The 15,782-nt window shown below is 65.7% G+C and carries 15 protein-coding genes, 1 tRNA gene and 1 riboswitch; of the genes, 9 read left to right on the plus strand and 7 right to left on the minus strand.

The features are described 5' to 3' along the window. Window positions 1–5: 5 nt before the first annotated feature. The 3 genes from ACSQ3Q_RS06740 to ACSQ3Q_RS06750 all read right to left on the minus strand — a co-directional run bounded on the left by ACSQ3Q_RS06740 (window position 6) and on the right by ACSQ3Q_RS06750 (window position 4,154). The gene (locus ACSQ3Q_RS06740) at window positions 6–1,220 is read right to left on the minus strand and encodes a fumarylacetoacetate hydrolase family protein (RefSeq protein ID WP_436133634.1); all 1,215 of its coding nucleotides are present in this window, start codon (window positions 1,218–1,220) and stop codon (window positions 6–8) included. Window positions 1,221–1,278: 58 nt separating this feature from the next. Continuing rightward, the gene (locus ACSQ3Q_RS06745) at window positions 1,279–3,060 is read right to left on the minus strand and encodes an IlvD/Edd family dehydratase (protein WP_436133635.1); all 1,782 of its coding nucleotides are present in this window, start codon (window positions 3,058–3,060) and stop codon (window positions 1,279–1,281) included. Window positions 3,061–3,143: 83 nt separating this feature from the next. Further along, a complete protein-coding gene (locus ACSQ3Q_RS06750; RefSeq protein ID WP_436133636.1) occupies window positions 3,144–4,154 on the minus strand; it encodes a TRAP transporter substrate-binding protein in 1,011 nt (336 codons plus the stop codon). A 178-nt stretch (window positions 4,155–4,332) separates the two neighbouring features. On the opposite strand from ACSQ3Q_RS06750, the gene ACSQ3Q_RS06755 reads away from it, so the two are divergent. The 4 genes from ACSQ3Q_RS06755 to ACSQ3Q_RS06770 all read left to right on the plus strand — a co-directional run bounded on the left by ACSQ3Q_RS06755 (window position 4,333) and on the right by ACSQ3Q_RS06770 (window position 7,565). Beyond that, complete coding sequence (locus tag ACSQ3Q_RS06755) at window positions 4,333–5,301, plus strand: LysR family transcriptional regulator (RefSeq protein WP_436133637.1); 969 nt, start codon at window positions 4,333–4,335, stop codon at window positions 5,299–5,301. 164 nt (window positions 5,302–5,465) lie between these two features. Then, window positions 5,466–5,948, plus strand: coding sequence for a hypothetical protein (locus tag ACSQ3Q_RS06760; RefSeq protein WP_436133638.1), 483 nt, complete (start codon window positions 5,466–5,468; stop codon window positions 5,946–5,948). Between the two features lie 119 nt (window positions 5,949–6,067). Continuing rightward, window positions 6,068–6,247, plus strand: a riboswitch (FMN riboswitch). A gap of 202 nt (window positions 6,248–6,449) precedes the next feature. Continuing rightward, the gene (locus tag ACSQ3Q_RS06765) at window positions 6,450–6,959 is read left to right on the plus strand and encodes a 6,7-dimethyl-8-ribityllumazine synthase (RefSeq protein ID WP_436133639.1); all 510 of its coding nucleotides are present in this window, start codon (window positions 6,450–6,452) and stop codon (window positions 6,957–6,959) included. 57 nt (window positions 6,960–7,016) lie between these two features. After that, entirely contained in the window at window positions 7,017–7,565 is a 549-nt protein-coding gene (locus tag ACSQ3Q_RS06770) for an NADPH-dependent FMN reductase (RefSeq protein WP_436133640.1), read from the plus strand. 160 nt (window positions 7,566–7,725) lie between these two features. Here the strand turns inward: ACSQ3Q_RS06770 and ACSQ3Q_RS06775 are convergent, their stop codons facing one another. The 3 genes from ACSQ3Q_RS06775 to ACSQ3Q_RS06785 all read right to left on the minus strand — a co-directional run bounded on the left by ACSQ3Q_RS06775 (window position 7,726) and on the right by ACSQ3Q_RS06785 (window position 12,202). Next, window positions 7,726–9,303, minus strand: coding sequence for a methyl-accepting chemotaxis protein (locus tag ACSQ3Q_RS06775; RefSeq protein ID WP_436133641.1), 1,578 nt, complete (start codon window positions 9,301–9,303; stop codon window positions 7,726–7,728). A 326-nt stretch (window positions 9,304–9,629) separates the two neighbouring features. Continuing rightward, window positions 9,630–10,898 carry a CaiB/BaiF CoA transferase family protein gene (locus ACSQ3Q_RS06780; RefSeq protein WP_436133642.1) on the minus strand — a complete coding sequence of 423 codons (1,269 nt, stop codon included), beginning with the start codon at window positions 10,896–10,898 and terminating at the stop codon, window positions 9,630–9,632. 107 nt (window positions 10,899–11,005) lie between these two features. Further along, entirely contained in the window at window positions 11,006–12,202 is a 1,197-nt protein-coding gene (locus ACSQ3Q_RS06785) for an acyl-CoA dehydrogenase (protein ID WP_436133643.1), read from the minus strand. A 180-nt stretch (window positions 12,203–12,382) separates the two neighbouring features. On the opposite strand from ACSQ3Q_RS06785, the gene ACSQ3Q_RS06790 reads away from it, so the two are divergent. The 5 genes from ACSQ3Q_RS06790 to ACSQ3Q_RS06810 all read left to right on the plus strand — a co-directional run bounded on the left by ACSQ3Q_RS06790 (window position 12,383) and on the right by ACSQ3Q_RS06810 (window position 15,500). After that, window positions 12,383–13,336 carry a LysR family transcriptional regulator gene (locus tag ACSQ3Q_RS06790; RefSeq protein ID WP_436136952.1) on the plus strand — a complete coding sequence of 318 codons (954 nt, stop codon included), beginning with the start codon at window positions 12,383–12,385 and terminating at the stop codon, window positions 13,334–13,336. 102 nt (window positions 13,337–13,438) lie between these two features. Continuing rightward, the gene (locus ACSQ3Q_RS06795) at window positions 13,439–13,654 is read left to right on the plus strand and encodes a hypothetical protein (RefSeq protein WP_436133644.1); all 216 of its coding nucleotides are present in this window, start codon (window positions 13,439–13,441) and stop codon (window positions 13,652–13,654) included. Window positions 13,655–13,657: 3 nt separating this feature from the next. Then, complete coding sequence (locus tag ACSQ3Q_RS06800; RefSeq protein ID WP_436133645.1) at window positions 13,658–14,554, plus strand: DUF6279 family lipoprotein; 897 nt, start codon at window positions 13,658–13,660, stop codon at window positions 14,552–14,554. A 167-nt stretch (window positions 14,555–14,721) separates the two neighbouring features. Beyond that, window positions 14,722–15,063 carry a DUF1090 family protein gene (locus tag ACSQ3Q_RS06805; RefSeq protein WP_436133646.1) on the plus strand — a complete coding sequence of 114 codons (342 nt, stop codon included), beginning with the start codon at window positions 14,722–14,724 and terminating at the stop codon, window positions 15,061–15,063. A gap of 227 nt (window positions 15,064–15,290) precedes the next feature. Beyond that, window positions 15,291–15,500, plus strand: a complete 210-nt coding sequence (locus ACSQ3Q_RS06810; RefSeq protein ID WP_436133647.1) for a hypothetical protein — start codon at window positions 15,291–15,293, stop codon at window positions 15,498–15,500. Between the two features lie 193 nt (window positions 15,501–15,693). Here the strand turns inward: ACSQ3Q_RS06810 and ACSQ3Q_RS06815 are convergent. Then, window positions 15,694–15,778 (minus strand) — tRNA-Leu (locus tag ACSQ3Q_RS06815). Between the last annotated feature and the right edge of the window lie 4 nt (window positions 15,779–15,782).

Below are 15,782 nucleotides of genomic sequence, written 5' to 3' on the forward strand. Positions count from 1 at the left end.
CGTGCTTAGAGCACCGCGCCCTGCAGCAGCCCGCGCGCCGCCAGGTTGGCCATGAAGGCCCGCAGTCCGAAGCGCCAGGGCGGCGCGGTTTCGCTGTGCGTCACGGTGTTGTGCAGCGCGCCCAGCCAGGCGCTCTGGATCGTGACCACATCGCCCAGCTTGTGCGTGAAGCCGCTGCCGGGCTGGTCGCGGTCTTCAATCGGCGCAAACAGCGTGCCCAGGAAGAGCATGAAGCCGTCGGGGTACTGGTGTGCGGCCAGGGTCTGGGCCACCAGGTCGGCTGGGTCGCGGCTGATGCTGGCCATGGTGTTGATGCCGCGCAGCGTGAAGCCGTCGGTGCCGGCCACACGCAGGTGCACGGTCTCGTTGCGTACATCGTCGAGACCGAAGCCGGCGTCGAACAGCCGGATGAAGGGACCGATGGCGCACGAGGCGTTGTTGTCCTTGGCCTTGCCCAGCAGCAGCGCGCTGCGGCCCTCGATGTCGCGCAGGTTGACGTCGTTGCCCAGCGTGGCACCCACGATGGCGCCGCGGCTGTTGACGGCCAGCACCACCTCGGGCTCAGGGTTGTTCCAGGCCGAATCGGCGCGGATGCCGATCTGCTCGCCCGTGCCCACCGAGGCCAGCACCGGTGCCTTGGTGAAGACCTCGGCGTCGGGGCCGATGCCCACTTCGAGGTACTGCGACCACAGGCCCTTGTCCTGCAGCAGTGCCTTCAAGGCCATGGCCTGCTCCGAGCCCGGACGGATGTCGGCCAGGCTCTCGCCGATGAGCTCCACCACCTGGCTGCGCAGGCCCTGGGCGCGGGCTGAATCGCCGCGGGCTTGTTCTTCGATCACACGCTCGATCAGGCTGGCCGCGAAGGTCACGCCGGCGGCCTTCACCACCTGCAGGTCGCAGGGGGCCAGGAGCCAGGGGCGCGTGGTGTCGCGCATGCCGATCTGGCTGTTTGCGAGCAATTCATTGACGCTGCACAGATATTGGCCCTTGGCCGCACGCGCAGCCTCGGCGGGCGCCGGGGTGTCCAGCAGCGTGCTCATGGTGGGGTACTCGCGGCTCAGGTCGAAGACACCCGCGTTGCGCAGCGCCACCACCGCCGGGCCGGGCACATCGCCGGGGATCCACGCACGGCCCACCAGGGTGCCGGCCACGCCATCGTGCGGAAGAATGTCGGCACGCGTCGCCCCACCGGCCGCTGCGGCCGCTGTCGTTTCAGTCATGGGAGTTCCTTGAAGAAGGGTTCTGAATCGGTGCCGCGCCCGCTTCGGGCGCAGCGTTTCAATGGTTGTGCCGCGGTGTGTGTTCGGAAATTCGGTGGTAGTCCAGCGCAAAGTCCAGCGTCGCGCCATCCACCAGCTGCCCAGTCTTCTCGCGGTACAGCGCCTCCCAGGGCGACTGGCTCTTGGGGATGGGTGGTGCCGGCAGTTCGCGGCGGCGGCGCTCGATCTCTTCGGGGGCCACCAGCGCATCGCAGCGGCCGGTGTTGAGGTCGATACGGATCGTGTCGCCACTCGCCAGCCAGCACAGGCCGCCGCCCACCGCACTCTCGGGCGACACGTTCAAAATCGACGGGCTGTCCGCCGTGCCTGACTGGCGCCCGTCGCCCAGCGTGGGCAAGGTGTTGATGCCGCGGCGGATCAGCGCGTCGGGTGGCTGCATGTTCACCACCTCGGCCGAGCCGGGCCACCCGATGGGGCCCGCGCCGCGCATCACCAGGATGCAGCCTTCGTCGATGTCGAGCGACGGGTCGTTGATGCGCGCGTGGTAGTCGTCCGCACCCTCGAACACCACGGCGCGCGCTTCAAAAATGCCTTCTGCGCCCGGCTGGCTCAGGTAGCGCTGGCGGAACGCCTGCGAGATCACTGACGTCTTCAGGATGCCAAAGTCGAACAGGTTGCCGTGCAGCACCAGGAAGCCGGCTTTGTCCATCAACGGCGCATTGAACGGGTAGATCACCTCGCGGTCGCGTGTCTCGCGGCCCTGCAGGTTGTCCGCCAGGGGCTTGCCCGTCACAGTCAGGCAGTCGCCGTGCAGGCGCCCGGCCTGCTGCAGCTCCCACAGCAGTGCCGGAACGCCCCCTGCGCGGAAGAAGCGCTCTCCCAAAAACTTGCCCGCGGGCTGCATGTTGAGCAGCAAGGGCAGGTCGTAGGCGTGTTGGGTCCAGTCCGACGGATGCAGCTCCACGCCCGCATGCCGCGCCATGGCCATGATGTGCACCTGCGCATTGCTGCTGCCCCCGGCCACGCTGACCACGGCCAGCGCGTTGAGAAAACTCTCGCGCGTCAGGATGCGCGACGGGCGCAGGTCCTCATACGCCATCTCGACGATGCGACGCCCGGTCTCGTACGCCATCTGGCCGCGTTCGCGGTAGGGCGCCGGAATCGCAGCGCAGCCGGGCAGCGAGAGGCCCAGGGCCTCGGCCACCGCGTTCATGGTGGACGCTGTGCCCATGGTGTTGCAGTGGCCGGCCGACGGCGCGCTGCTGCAGGCGCGCTGCAGAAATTCTTCTTCGTCGATGTCGCCCGCGGCCAGCTGGCGGCGGCTGCGCCAGATCACGGTGCCCGAGCCCACCAGCTCGCCGTCGTGCCAGCCGTCCAGCATGGGGCCGCCGGACAACACGATGGCCGGGATGTCTACGGTGGACGCCGCCATCACACCCGCTGGGGTGGTCTTGTCACAGCCCGTAGTCAGCACCACCGCGTCGATGGGGTAGCCGTACAGGATCTCCACCAGCCCCAGGTAGGCGAGGTTGCGGTCCAGTGCCGCCGTGGGGCGGCGGCAGTTTTCAAAGATGGGGTGGACCGGGAACTCCATCGGGATGCCCCCCGCGTCGCGGATGCCTTCGCGCACACGGCGGGCCAGGTCCACATGGATGCGGTTGCAGGGCGACAGGTCGCTGCCGGTCTGCGCGATGCCGATGAGGGGTCGGCCCGAGCGCAGTTCTTCGGGCGTGAGCCCGTAGTTCATGAAACGTTCGAGGTACAGCGCGGCCATGTCCGAGCGCTCGGGGGCGGCGAACCACTCGCGCGAGCGAAACGGGCGGCGGGGTGTCTTGTCCATGGGGAATCTTTGGAAGGCGATCAAAAAAAGCCAGGATGCGGCGGCGCGGGCGCAGGCCCGCACGCGCCGGATGAATGGCCTGCTTACTTGGCTGTGCCGCGCACCTTGGCCAGCTCGGCGTTCATCTCGCCAGTCGTTTCTTCGCCGAATTCCTTGGCGTACTTGACCAGCACCGGCTGCAGCTTGGTGCGCATCTTGGCCTGCTCGGCCGGGGCCAGCTCGGTCACCTGCATGCCCACTTTCTTGAGCTCGCCCAGCGCCTTGTCGCTGAACGCTCGGATGGTCTTGCGCTCGAACAGTGTGGCCTCGCGCGCGGCTTCCTGCACGATCTTTTGCTCCTGTGCCGAGAGGCCGTCCCAGGTCTTTTTGGACATCAGCAGCACCCAGGCGCTGTACATGTGGCGCGACAGCACCAGGTGCTTTTGCACCTCATAGAACTTGCTCGACAGGATGGTGGCAGGCGGGTTCTCTTGCCCATCCACCGCGGCCTGCTCCATGGCCGAATACAGCTCGGTAAACGGCATGGGCGTGGCGTTGGCACCCAATGCGTTGAAGGTATCGAGGAACAGCGGGCTCTGGATCACGCGCAGCTTCAGGCCGGCCAGGTCTTCTGCCTTGGTGATGGGGCGGCGCGAGTTCGTCACGTGGCGAAATCCGTTCTCCCAGAAGCCCAGGCCTACCAGGCCCTTTTCGGGCAGCTTGGCCAGCAGCTTCTGGCCGAAGGGGCCGTCCAGCACGGCGTCGGCTTCTTGTTCGTTGTTGAAGGTCAGCGGCAGGTTGAGTACGCCGAAGGGCTTGATCAGTGACATCAGCGTGGAGCTGTCGGGCACCGTCATCTCCAGCGTGCCGCCGCGCAGTGCCGAGGTCATGCTCACGTCATTGCCCAGCGAGCCGCTGGCATAGAGCTTGGCCACCAGTTTGCCGCCGCTCTTGGCCGCCAGTTGTTCGGCAAAGTGCTTCACGGCCTGGGCCTGCGGGTGGTCTTCGTTCAGGCCGATGCCGACCTTGAACACGTGGTCCTTGATCTGCGCCGACACGGGGGCGGCCACGGCGGCGAAAAGGGCGGCCGCCAGGGCGAGTGCTTTGAATTTCATGGTGAATGTCTCCGAATATGGAATGGCTGGGGCACGGTGGAGCACTGCGAAAGAAGGCCCATCGGCGCCATCGGGTCTCTGCTGGACCCTCCCGACGCAAGTGAGAGAGTAGGTTTCGCGCCGCGCGGGGTCCACTCAATTTTTTGCTAGCATCCATTCCAAATGCTTATGAGTTGCCATGGCCTCCGCTCCCGTTTCGGGTAAACCCTTGTCGATGGTGCAGGCCTGCGCGCGGCTGCGTTTTCGGCATTTGCAGTTTCTGGACATCCTGGGCCAGACCCGCAATCTGCGCCTGACGGCCGAGCAGATGCACATCACGCAGCCTGCGGCCACCAAGATCCTCATGGACATCGAAGAGATCCTGGAGTCCCGCCTTTTCGATCGCCTGTCGCGCGGCATGCGGCCCAACGAACTGGGCCTTTTCACGCTGCGCTATTCCGCCAGCGCGCTGGCAGGGCACCGCAAGTTTGTGGATGAATTCAATGCGCTCAAAGAGGGCGGGCACGGCCACCTGTCGATTGGCGCCATCACGGGTTCGGCCGCGCATGTGCTGATCGCGTCGGTGGCCGAGATCCAGCGCCTGCGTCCGCTGCTGGTGCTCAAGGTGCTGGAGCAAAGCAGCGACCAGCTCATCGTGTGGCTGGCCGAGCGAAAAATCGATTTGATGATCGGCCGCTTCACCGACGAGGCGCAGCGGGCGCAGTTTCACTACGAGCGCCTGTCCAACGAGCCGCTGCTGGTGGTGGGTGGCCTGCACCACCCCTTGCGCGGCGCGCGCGACCTGGACATGGCAGAGCTGTCGCACTGGCCGTGGATCCTGTACCCGGCATCCACCGCAGTGCGCAAGGTGTCGGACGACATCTTCGGGCGCAACGGCCTGGCGCTCAGCTCGGGTGTGGTTGAGACGCCGTCGTTTTTGTTTGCGCTCGAGATGATGCAGACCACCGACATGCTGTCGCTGCAGCCCCAGGCGCTGGTGGAGCGCTATATCGCCAAGGGCCTGCTTGCCCGCATCCCTGTGGAGCTGCCGGACCGCATGCCCGACTACGGTGCCATCACGCGGCTGGGCGAGGCGCCCACGCCCGCCATGCAGGCTTTCATGGAGGTGCTGCGCGACGTGGCGAACCCGGTGGTTGATGTACCGTGATGCTCACCTTGGCGGCCTCGTCGTCGCCCCTGAAGCCGATAGGACGCAGTCTTAAATGGTGGCTATCGATAACCAAACGTTATTGACGAACGCTGACAGCCGCGCCCGCGGCGGGCCGTTATGCTCTGCGCCCTTTCCTTGAATCTTCTGCGACGTTTTTTCCCATGCAAGACACCCCTGACACGCCCGAGACCCTCCAGGAACCGCGCCGTTGGTCCGACGGCCAGTGGACTGCGCAAGTGATCAAGAACGAAGACGACGACGGCTGGGCCGTGTCCATGACGCTCAAGGGCGAGACGGAGCCCGCGCTGGTCGGCCCCTGGACCATGGGGCGGGACAAGAAGAACCCCAAGCCGCTCGATGTCTCGGCCTTCCACACCCTGGTCAAGACCGCCAGCGAGGTGCTGCGCCGCCACGAGCAGCAACTGCACGCGCAGCTCAACAAGAACGTGTTGGTCACGGTGAATGGCCAGCGGCTGAAGGTGGCCCTGGCCATCGTCCCCGACGAAGAGGGCGCCACGGCCACGCTGAGCGCGCAGGACGAGCTGGGCGAAGAGCTGGCGCGGGTGCCGGCGCCGCCCACTTTCAAGCTCACTCCCGCCAGCGCCACGGCCTGGGTGGAGGGCGGTTTTGAAAAGCCTCGCTGATCGATGGCGGGCATCAATGGTGGCGGCAGGGCCATCACCTGGGCGACGGTGGGAGCTACGGGTAACCCCTAGAATGCGTTCGCCGGCCTTCAAGATGGTGAACACGATCTCGGGGCTGGCAGCGTTCTCAGGGCGGGGCGAAATTCCCCACCGGCGGTATCTGCAGGCGGCGTCTTCACAGCTGTACTGCAGCAGCCCGCGAGCGCCCGGGCCGTGCCAGCAGTGGCAGCGGCCTGGGGTCAGCAGATCTGGTGAGATGCCAGAGCCGACGGTCACAGTCCGGATGAAAGAGATCGCGAAACCAGGGCCCGCCCGCAAGGGTGGCGCCGTGTGTGCATCTGCGCAGTTTGTCGTTCGTGCGAGCCCCCGATGGTGATCCGTCACCTTTCCGGTGGCCCGGCCGGGCTCGTCGGCAGACGTGCGCGTGGCGCTGCCAAGGCACGGCGGCCCTGTTCGCGCGCCCTGATTCTGGTAATCCTTTCCTCGCTTTGAGATAAGTCCATGAATCAGTCCATTCCTTCCCAGACAGCCATCTCCGCCGCCACAGCGCGCCGCAGCGAACGCGTCGCGATCATCTGCGCCGGCTGGCACCGGGACATCGTCCACCAGTCGCGCGACGCAGCCGTCGCCGAGTTCGCGCGCAACGGGCTGCCCGCCGGGCAGATCGAGCAGTTCGAAGTGCCGGGCGCCTTCGAGATTCCGCTCCTGGCCAAGCGCCTGGCGCTAAGCGGCCGTTATGACGCCATCGTGGCCTGCGCGCTGGTGGTCAACGGCGGCATCTACCGCCACGAGTTCGTGACCACCGCCGTCATCGATGGCCTGATGCGCGTGCAGCTCGATACCGAAGTGCCCGTGATGTCCGCCGTGCTCACGCCGCGCGACTTCCACGAACACGAGGACCACCTGAAGTTCTTCCGCGAACATTTCGTGAAGAAGGGCGCCGAGGTGGCCGATGCCTGCCTGCGCACCATGGCGCAGTACAAGGCGCTGGAGCCAGCGCACGGGGATTGAGGCGGCGCGACCCGCTTCAGCTGCCGACCCGGTGCGTGGCTGGGTAAAAATGGCCCGATGAAAATCCTGGCCCTTTGCGGCAGTCTGCGTGCCGCGTCCATCAATGCTGCGTTGCTGCGCACGGCGGCGCGTTTAGCGCCACCGGGCATTGAGGTGGTTTGGTGTGCGGCGGTGGCCGAGCTGCCGCTGTTCAATCCCGACCTGGAAACCCAGCCGCCAGCCGCCGTGCTGCGCTTGCACGCCGGCGTGGCCTGGGCCGATGCGTTGCTGATCGCCAGCCCCGAATACGCCCACGGGGTGACGGGAGTGATCAAGAATGCGCTCGACTGGCTGGTGAGCCTGGAGGCCTTTGTGAACAAGCCGGTGGCGGTGCTCAATGCTTCGCCCCGCGCACACCACGCCGACGACGCGCTGCGTGAAACGCTTCGGACCATGTCGGCGCACATCGTGGAGCCTGCGTGCCTGAGCCTGCCCTTGCTTGGCGCGCACCTCGCAGAACGCGAGATGGCCATACACCCGCTGGTGGCCCCGGCATTGACCGTGGCACTGCAGGCCTTGCAGCGGGCCGCAGAACCACGCAATCATCAAATGCTATCAATAAAGTAGCATAAAACGCTTTATAGATAAGCGATAGGGGCATTTTTTATGGATTTTCTGCCCTCTGCCAGCCCATTCAACGGGCCATCAACCCAGAAGACCGCTGACGGGCGGCGGTAGCCCTATCAGCGCCCGGTGGAGCAGGGCATGCCAGCCTTCGGCCTGTGTGTCACACGGCAGCCAGCCGGGGCATGTGCGCCCTTGGCCCAGCGTGTTCGCCCGTGGACAGCCGGAACACCGCCACCGCGTCCACCAGCTGCTGCGCCTGCACCTTCAGGCTTTCGGCGGCGGCCGCGCTTTGTTCGACCAGTGCTGCGTTCTGCTGCGTGGCGCGGTCCATCTCGGTCACGGCCTCGCCCACCTGGGCCACGCCTGCGCTTTGCTCGGTGCTGGCGGCGCTGATCTCGCCGACGATGTCGGTCACGCGGCGGATCGATGCCACCACCTCCGTCATCGTGGCGCCCGCCTTGTCGACGAGGGCTGTGCCTTGCTCCACGCGCTCCACGCTGTTGTGGATCAGGGTCCGGATCTCCTTGGCCGCGTCGGCGCTGCGCCCGGCCAGGCTGCGCACTTCGCTGGCCACCACCGCAAAGCCCCGGCCTTGTTCGCCGGCGCGGGCGGCTTCTACCGCGGCGTTCAGCGCGAGGATGTTGGTCTGGAAGGCGATGCCATCGATCACGCTGATGATGTCGGCGATCTTCTTGCTGCTGTCGTTGATGCCCTTCATGGTGTGCACCACCTCGGCCACCACATCGCCGCCTTGCACCGCTACGGTCGATGCATTCACGGCCAGCTGGTTGGCCTGCCGCGCGTTGTCGGCGTTGGCTTGCACGGTGGAGCTCAGCTCCTCCATCGACGCCGAGGTTTCCTCCAGCGCCGACGCCTGCTGCTCGGTGCGCGCCGAGAGGTCGTTGTTGCCCTGGGCGATCTCGGTGCTGGCCGCGGCCACGTTGTCAGCGTTGTTGCGCACGTGGCTGACCACGCTCGACAGGCTCAGCTGCATGTCATGCAGTGCGTTCAGCAACAGGGCAATCTCGTCCTTGCCGCGCACGCGCTGCGCCACGGTCAAATCGCCACTGGCCACGGCCTGCGACACGCGCACCGCGTTGTCCAGCGGGTTCACCACCGTCCGGCTGAAGGCAATGGCGCCGGCTATGCCCAGCGCACACACCACCAGCATCACCACCAGGCTGATCGTGGTGGCGCGCTGCGCCGTGGCTGCGGCGCGTTCGGCCACCTCGCTGCTGGCCTTGGCGATCAAGTCGCCCGCCTGGTCGATCAGCTGCGAGGGTTCGCGGTCCATGCCCTGCACCGCCTTGTCGCCGGCCTCCGCATCCTGGCCCGCGGCCTTGAAGGCCTCGAAGCCCTTGCGGTAGGCCAGGCCCATGCGTTCGTGCGCCTGCGCAAACTGGGCCACGCGGTCGCGGCCTTCGCCCGGGGGCAGGGCGGCCAGCAGCTTTTGCGCTTGCGCCTTGATCGCCTGCTCCTGATTTTCAAACGCAGCCCAGTAGCGCGTGAGCTGGGCTGGGTCCTTGCCGCGCAGCAGCACGTTCTTCCACTCCTGCACCTGCACTTTGAAGCTGTTGAGCATGCCGGAGGCCAGCCGCTCGTTTTCAAAACTTTGCGCTACGGTGGTCTGGTAGGTGTCCAGCGCCTGGTTGAGCCGGCTGATGCCGAACAGCGCCGCTGCGAACAGCAGCAGCAAGGCAGCCGTAAAGGCCAGGGGGAGCTTGAGGCTGAGCTTCATGGGGAACTCCTTGCTTGCGTGGGCAGGGCGAAGGTAAGCGGGTGAAGTCTGCTGGCGTGCCCGTGCGCAGCAGCGGGCCGCAGAGGGGCCGCTCGCGCCATTGTGGAGCGGTCGTTACCTTCTGTAAACGAATATCCGGCTGCGGATTTCGCAGTTTTTTTGTCTGGGATGGAGGGCTGCGAGCTAGTGGGCGGCCCGGTCAAATTGCGTGGCGGTGGCTGGCCGGAGGGGTACGGACCGCAACGCCTCGGTGGGGAGGCGTGGGCATCCATTTACTCGCGTCGGACCGCACGGCGGCGACGCCCACCACGGGCGCAGGCTGGCTGTTACACCACACCCGCCGCCCGCAGCGCTGCGATGCGCGCCGCGTCCAGCCCCATCTCGGCCAGCACTTCGTCCGTGTGCTGCCCCAGCGCCGGCGGCGCATTGCGCAGCACCGGCGGCGTGACCGACAGGCGCAGCGGGCTGGCCACGCCGGTGATCTGCTGCACGCCATCGGTGGCGGCCTCGCCGTCCTTCCAGCGCGGCAGCGTTACCGCCAGGCCGCGCGCCTTCACCTGGGCATCGTCGAACGCCTGGGCAATGGTGTTGATGGGGCCGCAGGGCACGGCCTTGTCTTCCAGCAGCGCGATCCAGTCGGCGGTGGTGCGCGTGCGTGTCACGGCCTCCATCGCGGGGATCAGGTCGGTGCGGTGCTTCACGCGCAGCGTGTTGGTGGCGTAGCGCGGGTCGGCCGCCCACTGGGGCTGGCCGGCGGCGGCGCAAAAGCGCTGAAACTGCCCGTCGTTGCCGATGGCCAGCAGCATGTTGCCGTCCGCAGTTGCGAAGTCCTGGTAGGGCGCGAGGCTCGGGTGGCTGTTGCCCATGCGCTCGGGTGCTTTGCCGGTGGCGAGGAAGCCCGACGCCTGGTTGGCCAGCACGGCCATGCCTACGTCGAGCAGCGCCATGTCGATGTGCTGGCCCTGGCCGGTGCCGGTGGCCGCGTTGTCGCGCACATGCAGCGCGGCCAGGATGGCGTTGCTGGCGTACAGGCCGGTGAACAGGTCGATCACGGCCACGCCCACGCGCATCGGGCCGCCGCCGGGCTGGCTGTCGGCCTGGCCGGTGATGCTCATGAGGCCTGTGATGGCCTGCACCATCAGGTCGTAGCCCGCGCGCTCGGCGTACGGCCCGTCCTGCCCGAAGCCGGTGACCGAGCAGTAGATGAGCCGCGGGTTCAGCGCGCGCAGGCTCTCGTGGTCCAGGCCGTACTGCTTCAGGCCGCCGACCTTGAAGTTCTCGACCACGATGTCGGCCTCTTGCGCCATCTGCCGGATCAGCGCCTGCCCGTCGGGGGATGCCATGTCGATGGTGACCGACCGCTTGTTGCGGTTGCAGGCGGTGTAGTAGCTGGCTTGACTAGTGTCGTTGCCTTCGGCGTCCTTGAGGAACGGCGGGCCCCACTGGCGCGTGTCGTCGCCCACGCCCGGGCGCTCCACCTTCACCACATCCGCCCCCAGGTCGGCCAGTACCTGCGTACACCAGGGGCCGGCGAGCACGCGGGAGAGGTCGAGCACCTTGATGCCCGCCAGGGCGCCTGCATTGGATGTGGTCATGGAAATTTGAATAAAAAAGGCCGCTAGCGCTTATCTATGAAGCGCTAGCAGCTATCGTTTTAGGAGTGCCGGCAGTGAATCTGCCGGGCCATGATGGCTTGGAAGGCTTAGTTGCTGAATGCCGCAATGCCCGTCTGCGCACGGCCCAGGATCAGCGCATGCACATCGTGCGTGCCTTCATACGTGTTCACCACTTCCAGGTTCACCAGGTGGCGCGCCACGCCGAACTCGTCGCTGATGCCGTTGCCGCCCATCATGTCGCGCGCCAGGCGGGCAATGTCCAGGGCCTTGCCGCAGCTGTTGCGCTTGATGATGGAGGTGCCTTCCACGCTGGCGGTGCCCGCATCCTTCATGCGGCCAAACTGAAGGCAAGCTTGCAGGCCGATGGCGATCTCGGTCTGCATGTCGGCGAGCTTCTTCTGGATCAGCTGGTTGGCGGCCAGGGGGCGGCCGAACTGTTTGCGGTCCAGTGTGTACTGGCGGGCGGTGTGCCAGCAGAACTCGGCCGCACCCAGTGCGCCCCAGGCAATGCCGTAGCGCGCGCTGTTCAGGCAGGTGAAGGGACCCTTCAGGCCCTGCACTTCAGGGAAGGCGTTTTCTTCAGGCACGAAAACGTCGTCCATCACGATCTCGCCGGTGATGGAGGCGCGCAGGCCCACCTTGCCGTGGATGGCGGGGGCTGCCAGGCCCTTCATGCCCTTGTCCAGCACAAAGCCGCGGATGGGGCCCACGGCGCCGCCTTCAGACACTTCCTTGGCCCAGACGACGAACACATCCGCCACGGGGCTGTTGGTGATCCACATCTTGCTGCCCTTGAGCTTGTAGCCGCCATCGACCTTGTAGGCGCGCGTGGCCATGCTGCCGGGGTCGGAGCCGTGGTCGGGCTCGGTCAGGCCGAAGCAGCCGATCCACTCGCCGGTGGCGAGCTTGGGCAGGTACTTCTGCTTTTGCGCTTCGGTGCCGAACTCATGGATGGGCACCATCACCAGCGACGACTGCACGCTGGCCATCGAGCGGTAGCCCGAGTCCACACGCTCTACTTCGCGGGCGATCAGGCCGTAGGCCACGTACGACAGGCCGGGGCCGCCGTATTGCTCGGGGATGGTGGGGCCCAGGAGGCCCACTTCGCCCATCTCGCGAAAGATGCTCACGTCCATCTTTTCGTGGCGGAAGGCGTCCAGCACGCGGGGTGCCAGCTTGTCCTGGCAGTAGGCGGCGGCGGCATCGCGGATGGCGCGCTCGTCGTCCGTCAGCTGTTGGCTCAGGAGGAAAGGGTCATCCCATTGAAAAGAGGCGTGGGCCATGTGCGTGTCTCCAGGTGGAAAAAGGGTGGCAACAAAGGTGTTCTGGGCCAGATCGTAGGCCTCGCGCCAGCGTGCCGCAAGCGAGTTCTTTTCATCCAGATATGCACAAACGGAATGTATGAAAATGCTTTGTTCCATAGACCGCCTGCTGCCCTGGCCCGCAACAAATTCATCTTCATCATGCGCCGCAACATTCCATCGACCCAGGCCCTGGCCTGTTTTGAAGTCGCCGCCCGCCACGAGAGCTACACCCGCGCCGCGCAGGAGCTGTCTCTGACGCAGAGTGCCGTCTCGCGCCAGATCCAGGCGCTGGAAGAATTTTTGGGCGTGCAGCTGTTTCGCCGCACCCGCCACGGCGTGGTGCTGACGCCTGCCGGCGCGCACTACGGCCGCCAGGTGGCGCGCTGGCTGCAGGGGCTGGAGCGCGACACGCTGGACGTGATGGCGCACCAGGGCGAGGGCGGCACGCTGTCGCTGGCAGCCGTGCCCACCTTTGCCACCCGCTGGCTCATACCGCGCCTGCCGCAGTTGGCGCAGTTGCACCCCGACATCGTCGTGCACATCGACACCCAGACGCGGCCGTTTCTGTTTGCCGACACCACCTTCGACGCCGCGCTGTACGCGGGCACGCCCGAGCAGGTAGCCAACTGGCCCGGCGTGCAGGCCCTGCTGCTGATGCAAGAAGACGTGGTGCCCGTGTGCAGCCCCCGCCTGCTTGAATCCGCCGCGCCCCGGGGCCGGGGCCGCGCCCACCAGCCCGTGGCCGCCGAGGCGTTGGCCGACCTGCCCTTGCTGCAGCAGAGCACGCGCCCGTACGGCTGGCGGCAGTGGTTTGATGCCATGGCGGTCGAGGCGCCGCATGCGCTCGATGGCCCGCGCTACGAGCTTTTTTCCATGCTGGCCGTGGCGGCCACACATGGCATGGGCGTGGCGCTGATTCCGCCCCTGCTGATCGAGGCGGAACTGGCCAGCGGCGAGCTGGTGGTGGCTTGCAATCGCCCCCTGCGTGGCGAGCGCGGCTACTACCTCATCAGCCCCGCGCAGCCAGCGCAGTCGCCCGTGCTGGCGGCGTTCTCGGGCTGGCTGCAGGGGATGGTTGCAGCAGGGGGCGGCCCGGTGAAAGATGAACCGTAGCCGCGGCAGGCGCGTACGGGCGGGTCGCTTGCATCCACCGCGGCGGTGAACTAATCTGGCGCCAGGGGAGTCTGTCGAAAATCCACACACGGGAGTGACCTGATGACCACCTACCATGCGCCGCATTTCGATCCTACCGTCGACGAGATCGAAACCCTCAAGCAGTTAGAAATGGGCCAAATCATTACGCTCCCCCACGCGCTGAAGGACCACGTGTCCGGTCGCCTGCTGGAATGGGGTTTCATCACCAAAGGCAACGGTGGCGAGCTGGCCATCACGCCCAGTGGCCGGCAATTGATACGGCGACAGGACAACTGACCCGTGGCGTACTTCATCGGCCAGGAACGCGCCCGACCAAGAATGAGGGCCGTGCTGGCGTGGACGCTGGCCGCAGCGATGCTGGTGCTGCAAGGCTGCAGCGCGGTGAAGCTGGCCTACAACCAGGCGCCTCAGTTGATGGCGTGGCAGATCAACCGCTACCTGGGCCTGTCGGACGCGCAGGCTGAGCGAGTGCGCGACGAGCTGGACGATCTGCACCAGTGGCACCGCGACACCATGCTGCCGCAACATGCACAAGTGCTGCAAAAGGTGCAGCGCCAGTTGGCTGACAACATCACCTCACAGCAGGCCTGCGCCACCTACGCTGAGATCCGCACCCAGCTGGACCAGGTCGTGAGCCAGGCCGAACCCAAGATGCTGTGGCTGGCCGCCCAGCTGACCGATGCCCAGATCCGTCAGCTGGAACGCCGACAGGCCGACAGCAATGCCGACTGGCGCAAGGAATGGCTGGACCCCGCCCCCGACAAGCTGCGCGAACACCGTTTCAAGGAGCTGCTGTCACGTGCAGAAGGCTTCTACGGCCGGCTCGACGAGCCGCAAAAAGCGGCCCTGCGGGCGTTCATCGCCCAATCGTCGTTCGACTCCCAGCGAACCTACAACGAACGCTTGCGGCGGCAGAAAGACCTGGTGCAAGTGCTGCAGAAAATCGCCGAAGACCGCACCAACGCCGACCAGACCCGCAGCCTGCTGCGCGGTTACCTTGCCCGCTTCAATATGTCCCCCGACACGGCTTACCAACGTTATGCACAGACGCTGGTGGAAGAAGGTTGCGATGGCTATGCGCGCGTGCACAACGCAATGACGGTAGCGCAGCGGCTGAAAGCAGTGCAGTCGGTGAAGGGGTATGAGCAGGACTTCCTGGTGCTGGCGGTGCAGTAGCGCGGGAAGATTGAAAGACAAACAAGACGCTGCGTTGCCTCGGAAGACGCACAGCCTGTATCTAAGAGTCACCTGTAACGCCTGATCATTTCCCGCGCTCTGCATCGTGATCGCCAGCGCAAAATTGCTGTCATGCTCAGCCTTCATCACCTCAGGTAGTTACTTGTATGCGTTTCAACGGTTGTTGTGCTTTGGTCATTGCGATAACCGTGGCGGGTTTCGCCATCGCACAGCCGGCGAATCCGATGGATAACACCGCGCCATGCGCCGCAGAAAAGGCCGATGTCGAAAAACGCATGGAGGTCGCTCGGTCCAAGGGACAGATGCTGCTACGCCGGCAATTGGCGGACCAACTGGCGACGTTGCAATCGAGCTGTCACCCGACCGCGGCCGATGAGAGCCGTGCGGCAAATATCGAAAGGCTGGAGAAAGAAGTCAGGGTCCTCCGGGCGGAGCTTGAAGCTGCCGAGGAGCGGCTGCACAAGTTGAAAGGTGAAGCAAACCGCTAAACGGCCAAGTAGATGGCAGGAGCGGTGCTATGGCGCAGAAGTTCTGCCTCATGCAGCGGCCCCAGAGAGTGCTCAGCCTGATTGCCGCGTGAAAATGGGGCCAGAGAGCCGGTAGCGTCGCCAAGACCTCCTTTGGATTTTTGGCGTTGCGTGGCTGCATGGCCTTGCGGGTCTCGGGCCCTCATGGAATGCGCCGAAAATCGCACTTTAAAAATTGGAAATCGCCCGTGACCCCACCTGTTGCCCATGCCGAGCTGATCGCCACTTACAAAAGGGCACAGGCAGACGCCGCCCACAAGCAGGGACTGATCAAGGCCGTTGCTGCCAAGGGCCCGAAAGCTATTCAGGCGGCTATCGATGCGGCAGCCAAAGCAGTGAAGCGCAGGGATTCGTATGCGGCAAAGCTCGCCGCGCTGGGGGTGGTGCTTAAAAATTGAGCGGGGCCCCGCCGATGGCATCTGGCACGACAACGAGGCAGATATTGCTGAGGCCACGTGCTATGGGATCCGGGCCCTAAATGCGCCGTCACATTTTTGAAAACGTGCCCCGGTTTGGTGAGCGGGGCGACGGTCGATTTCAAAGAGGCAAGAAAAAAGGCCGTAAGAGCTTGCGCTCTTACGGCCTTGTTCGTGGTGCCCGGGGCCGGAATCGAACCGGCACGCCTTGCGGCGGGGGATTTTGAGTCCCCTGCGTCTACCAATTTCACCACCCGGGCTGGA

It is taken from the genome of Acidovorax sp. LjRoot129, assembly GCF_964253765.1.
Classification (GTDB): Bacteria; Pseudomonadota; Gammaproteobacteria; order Burkholderiales; family Burkholderiaceae_C; genus Acidovorax.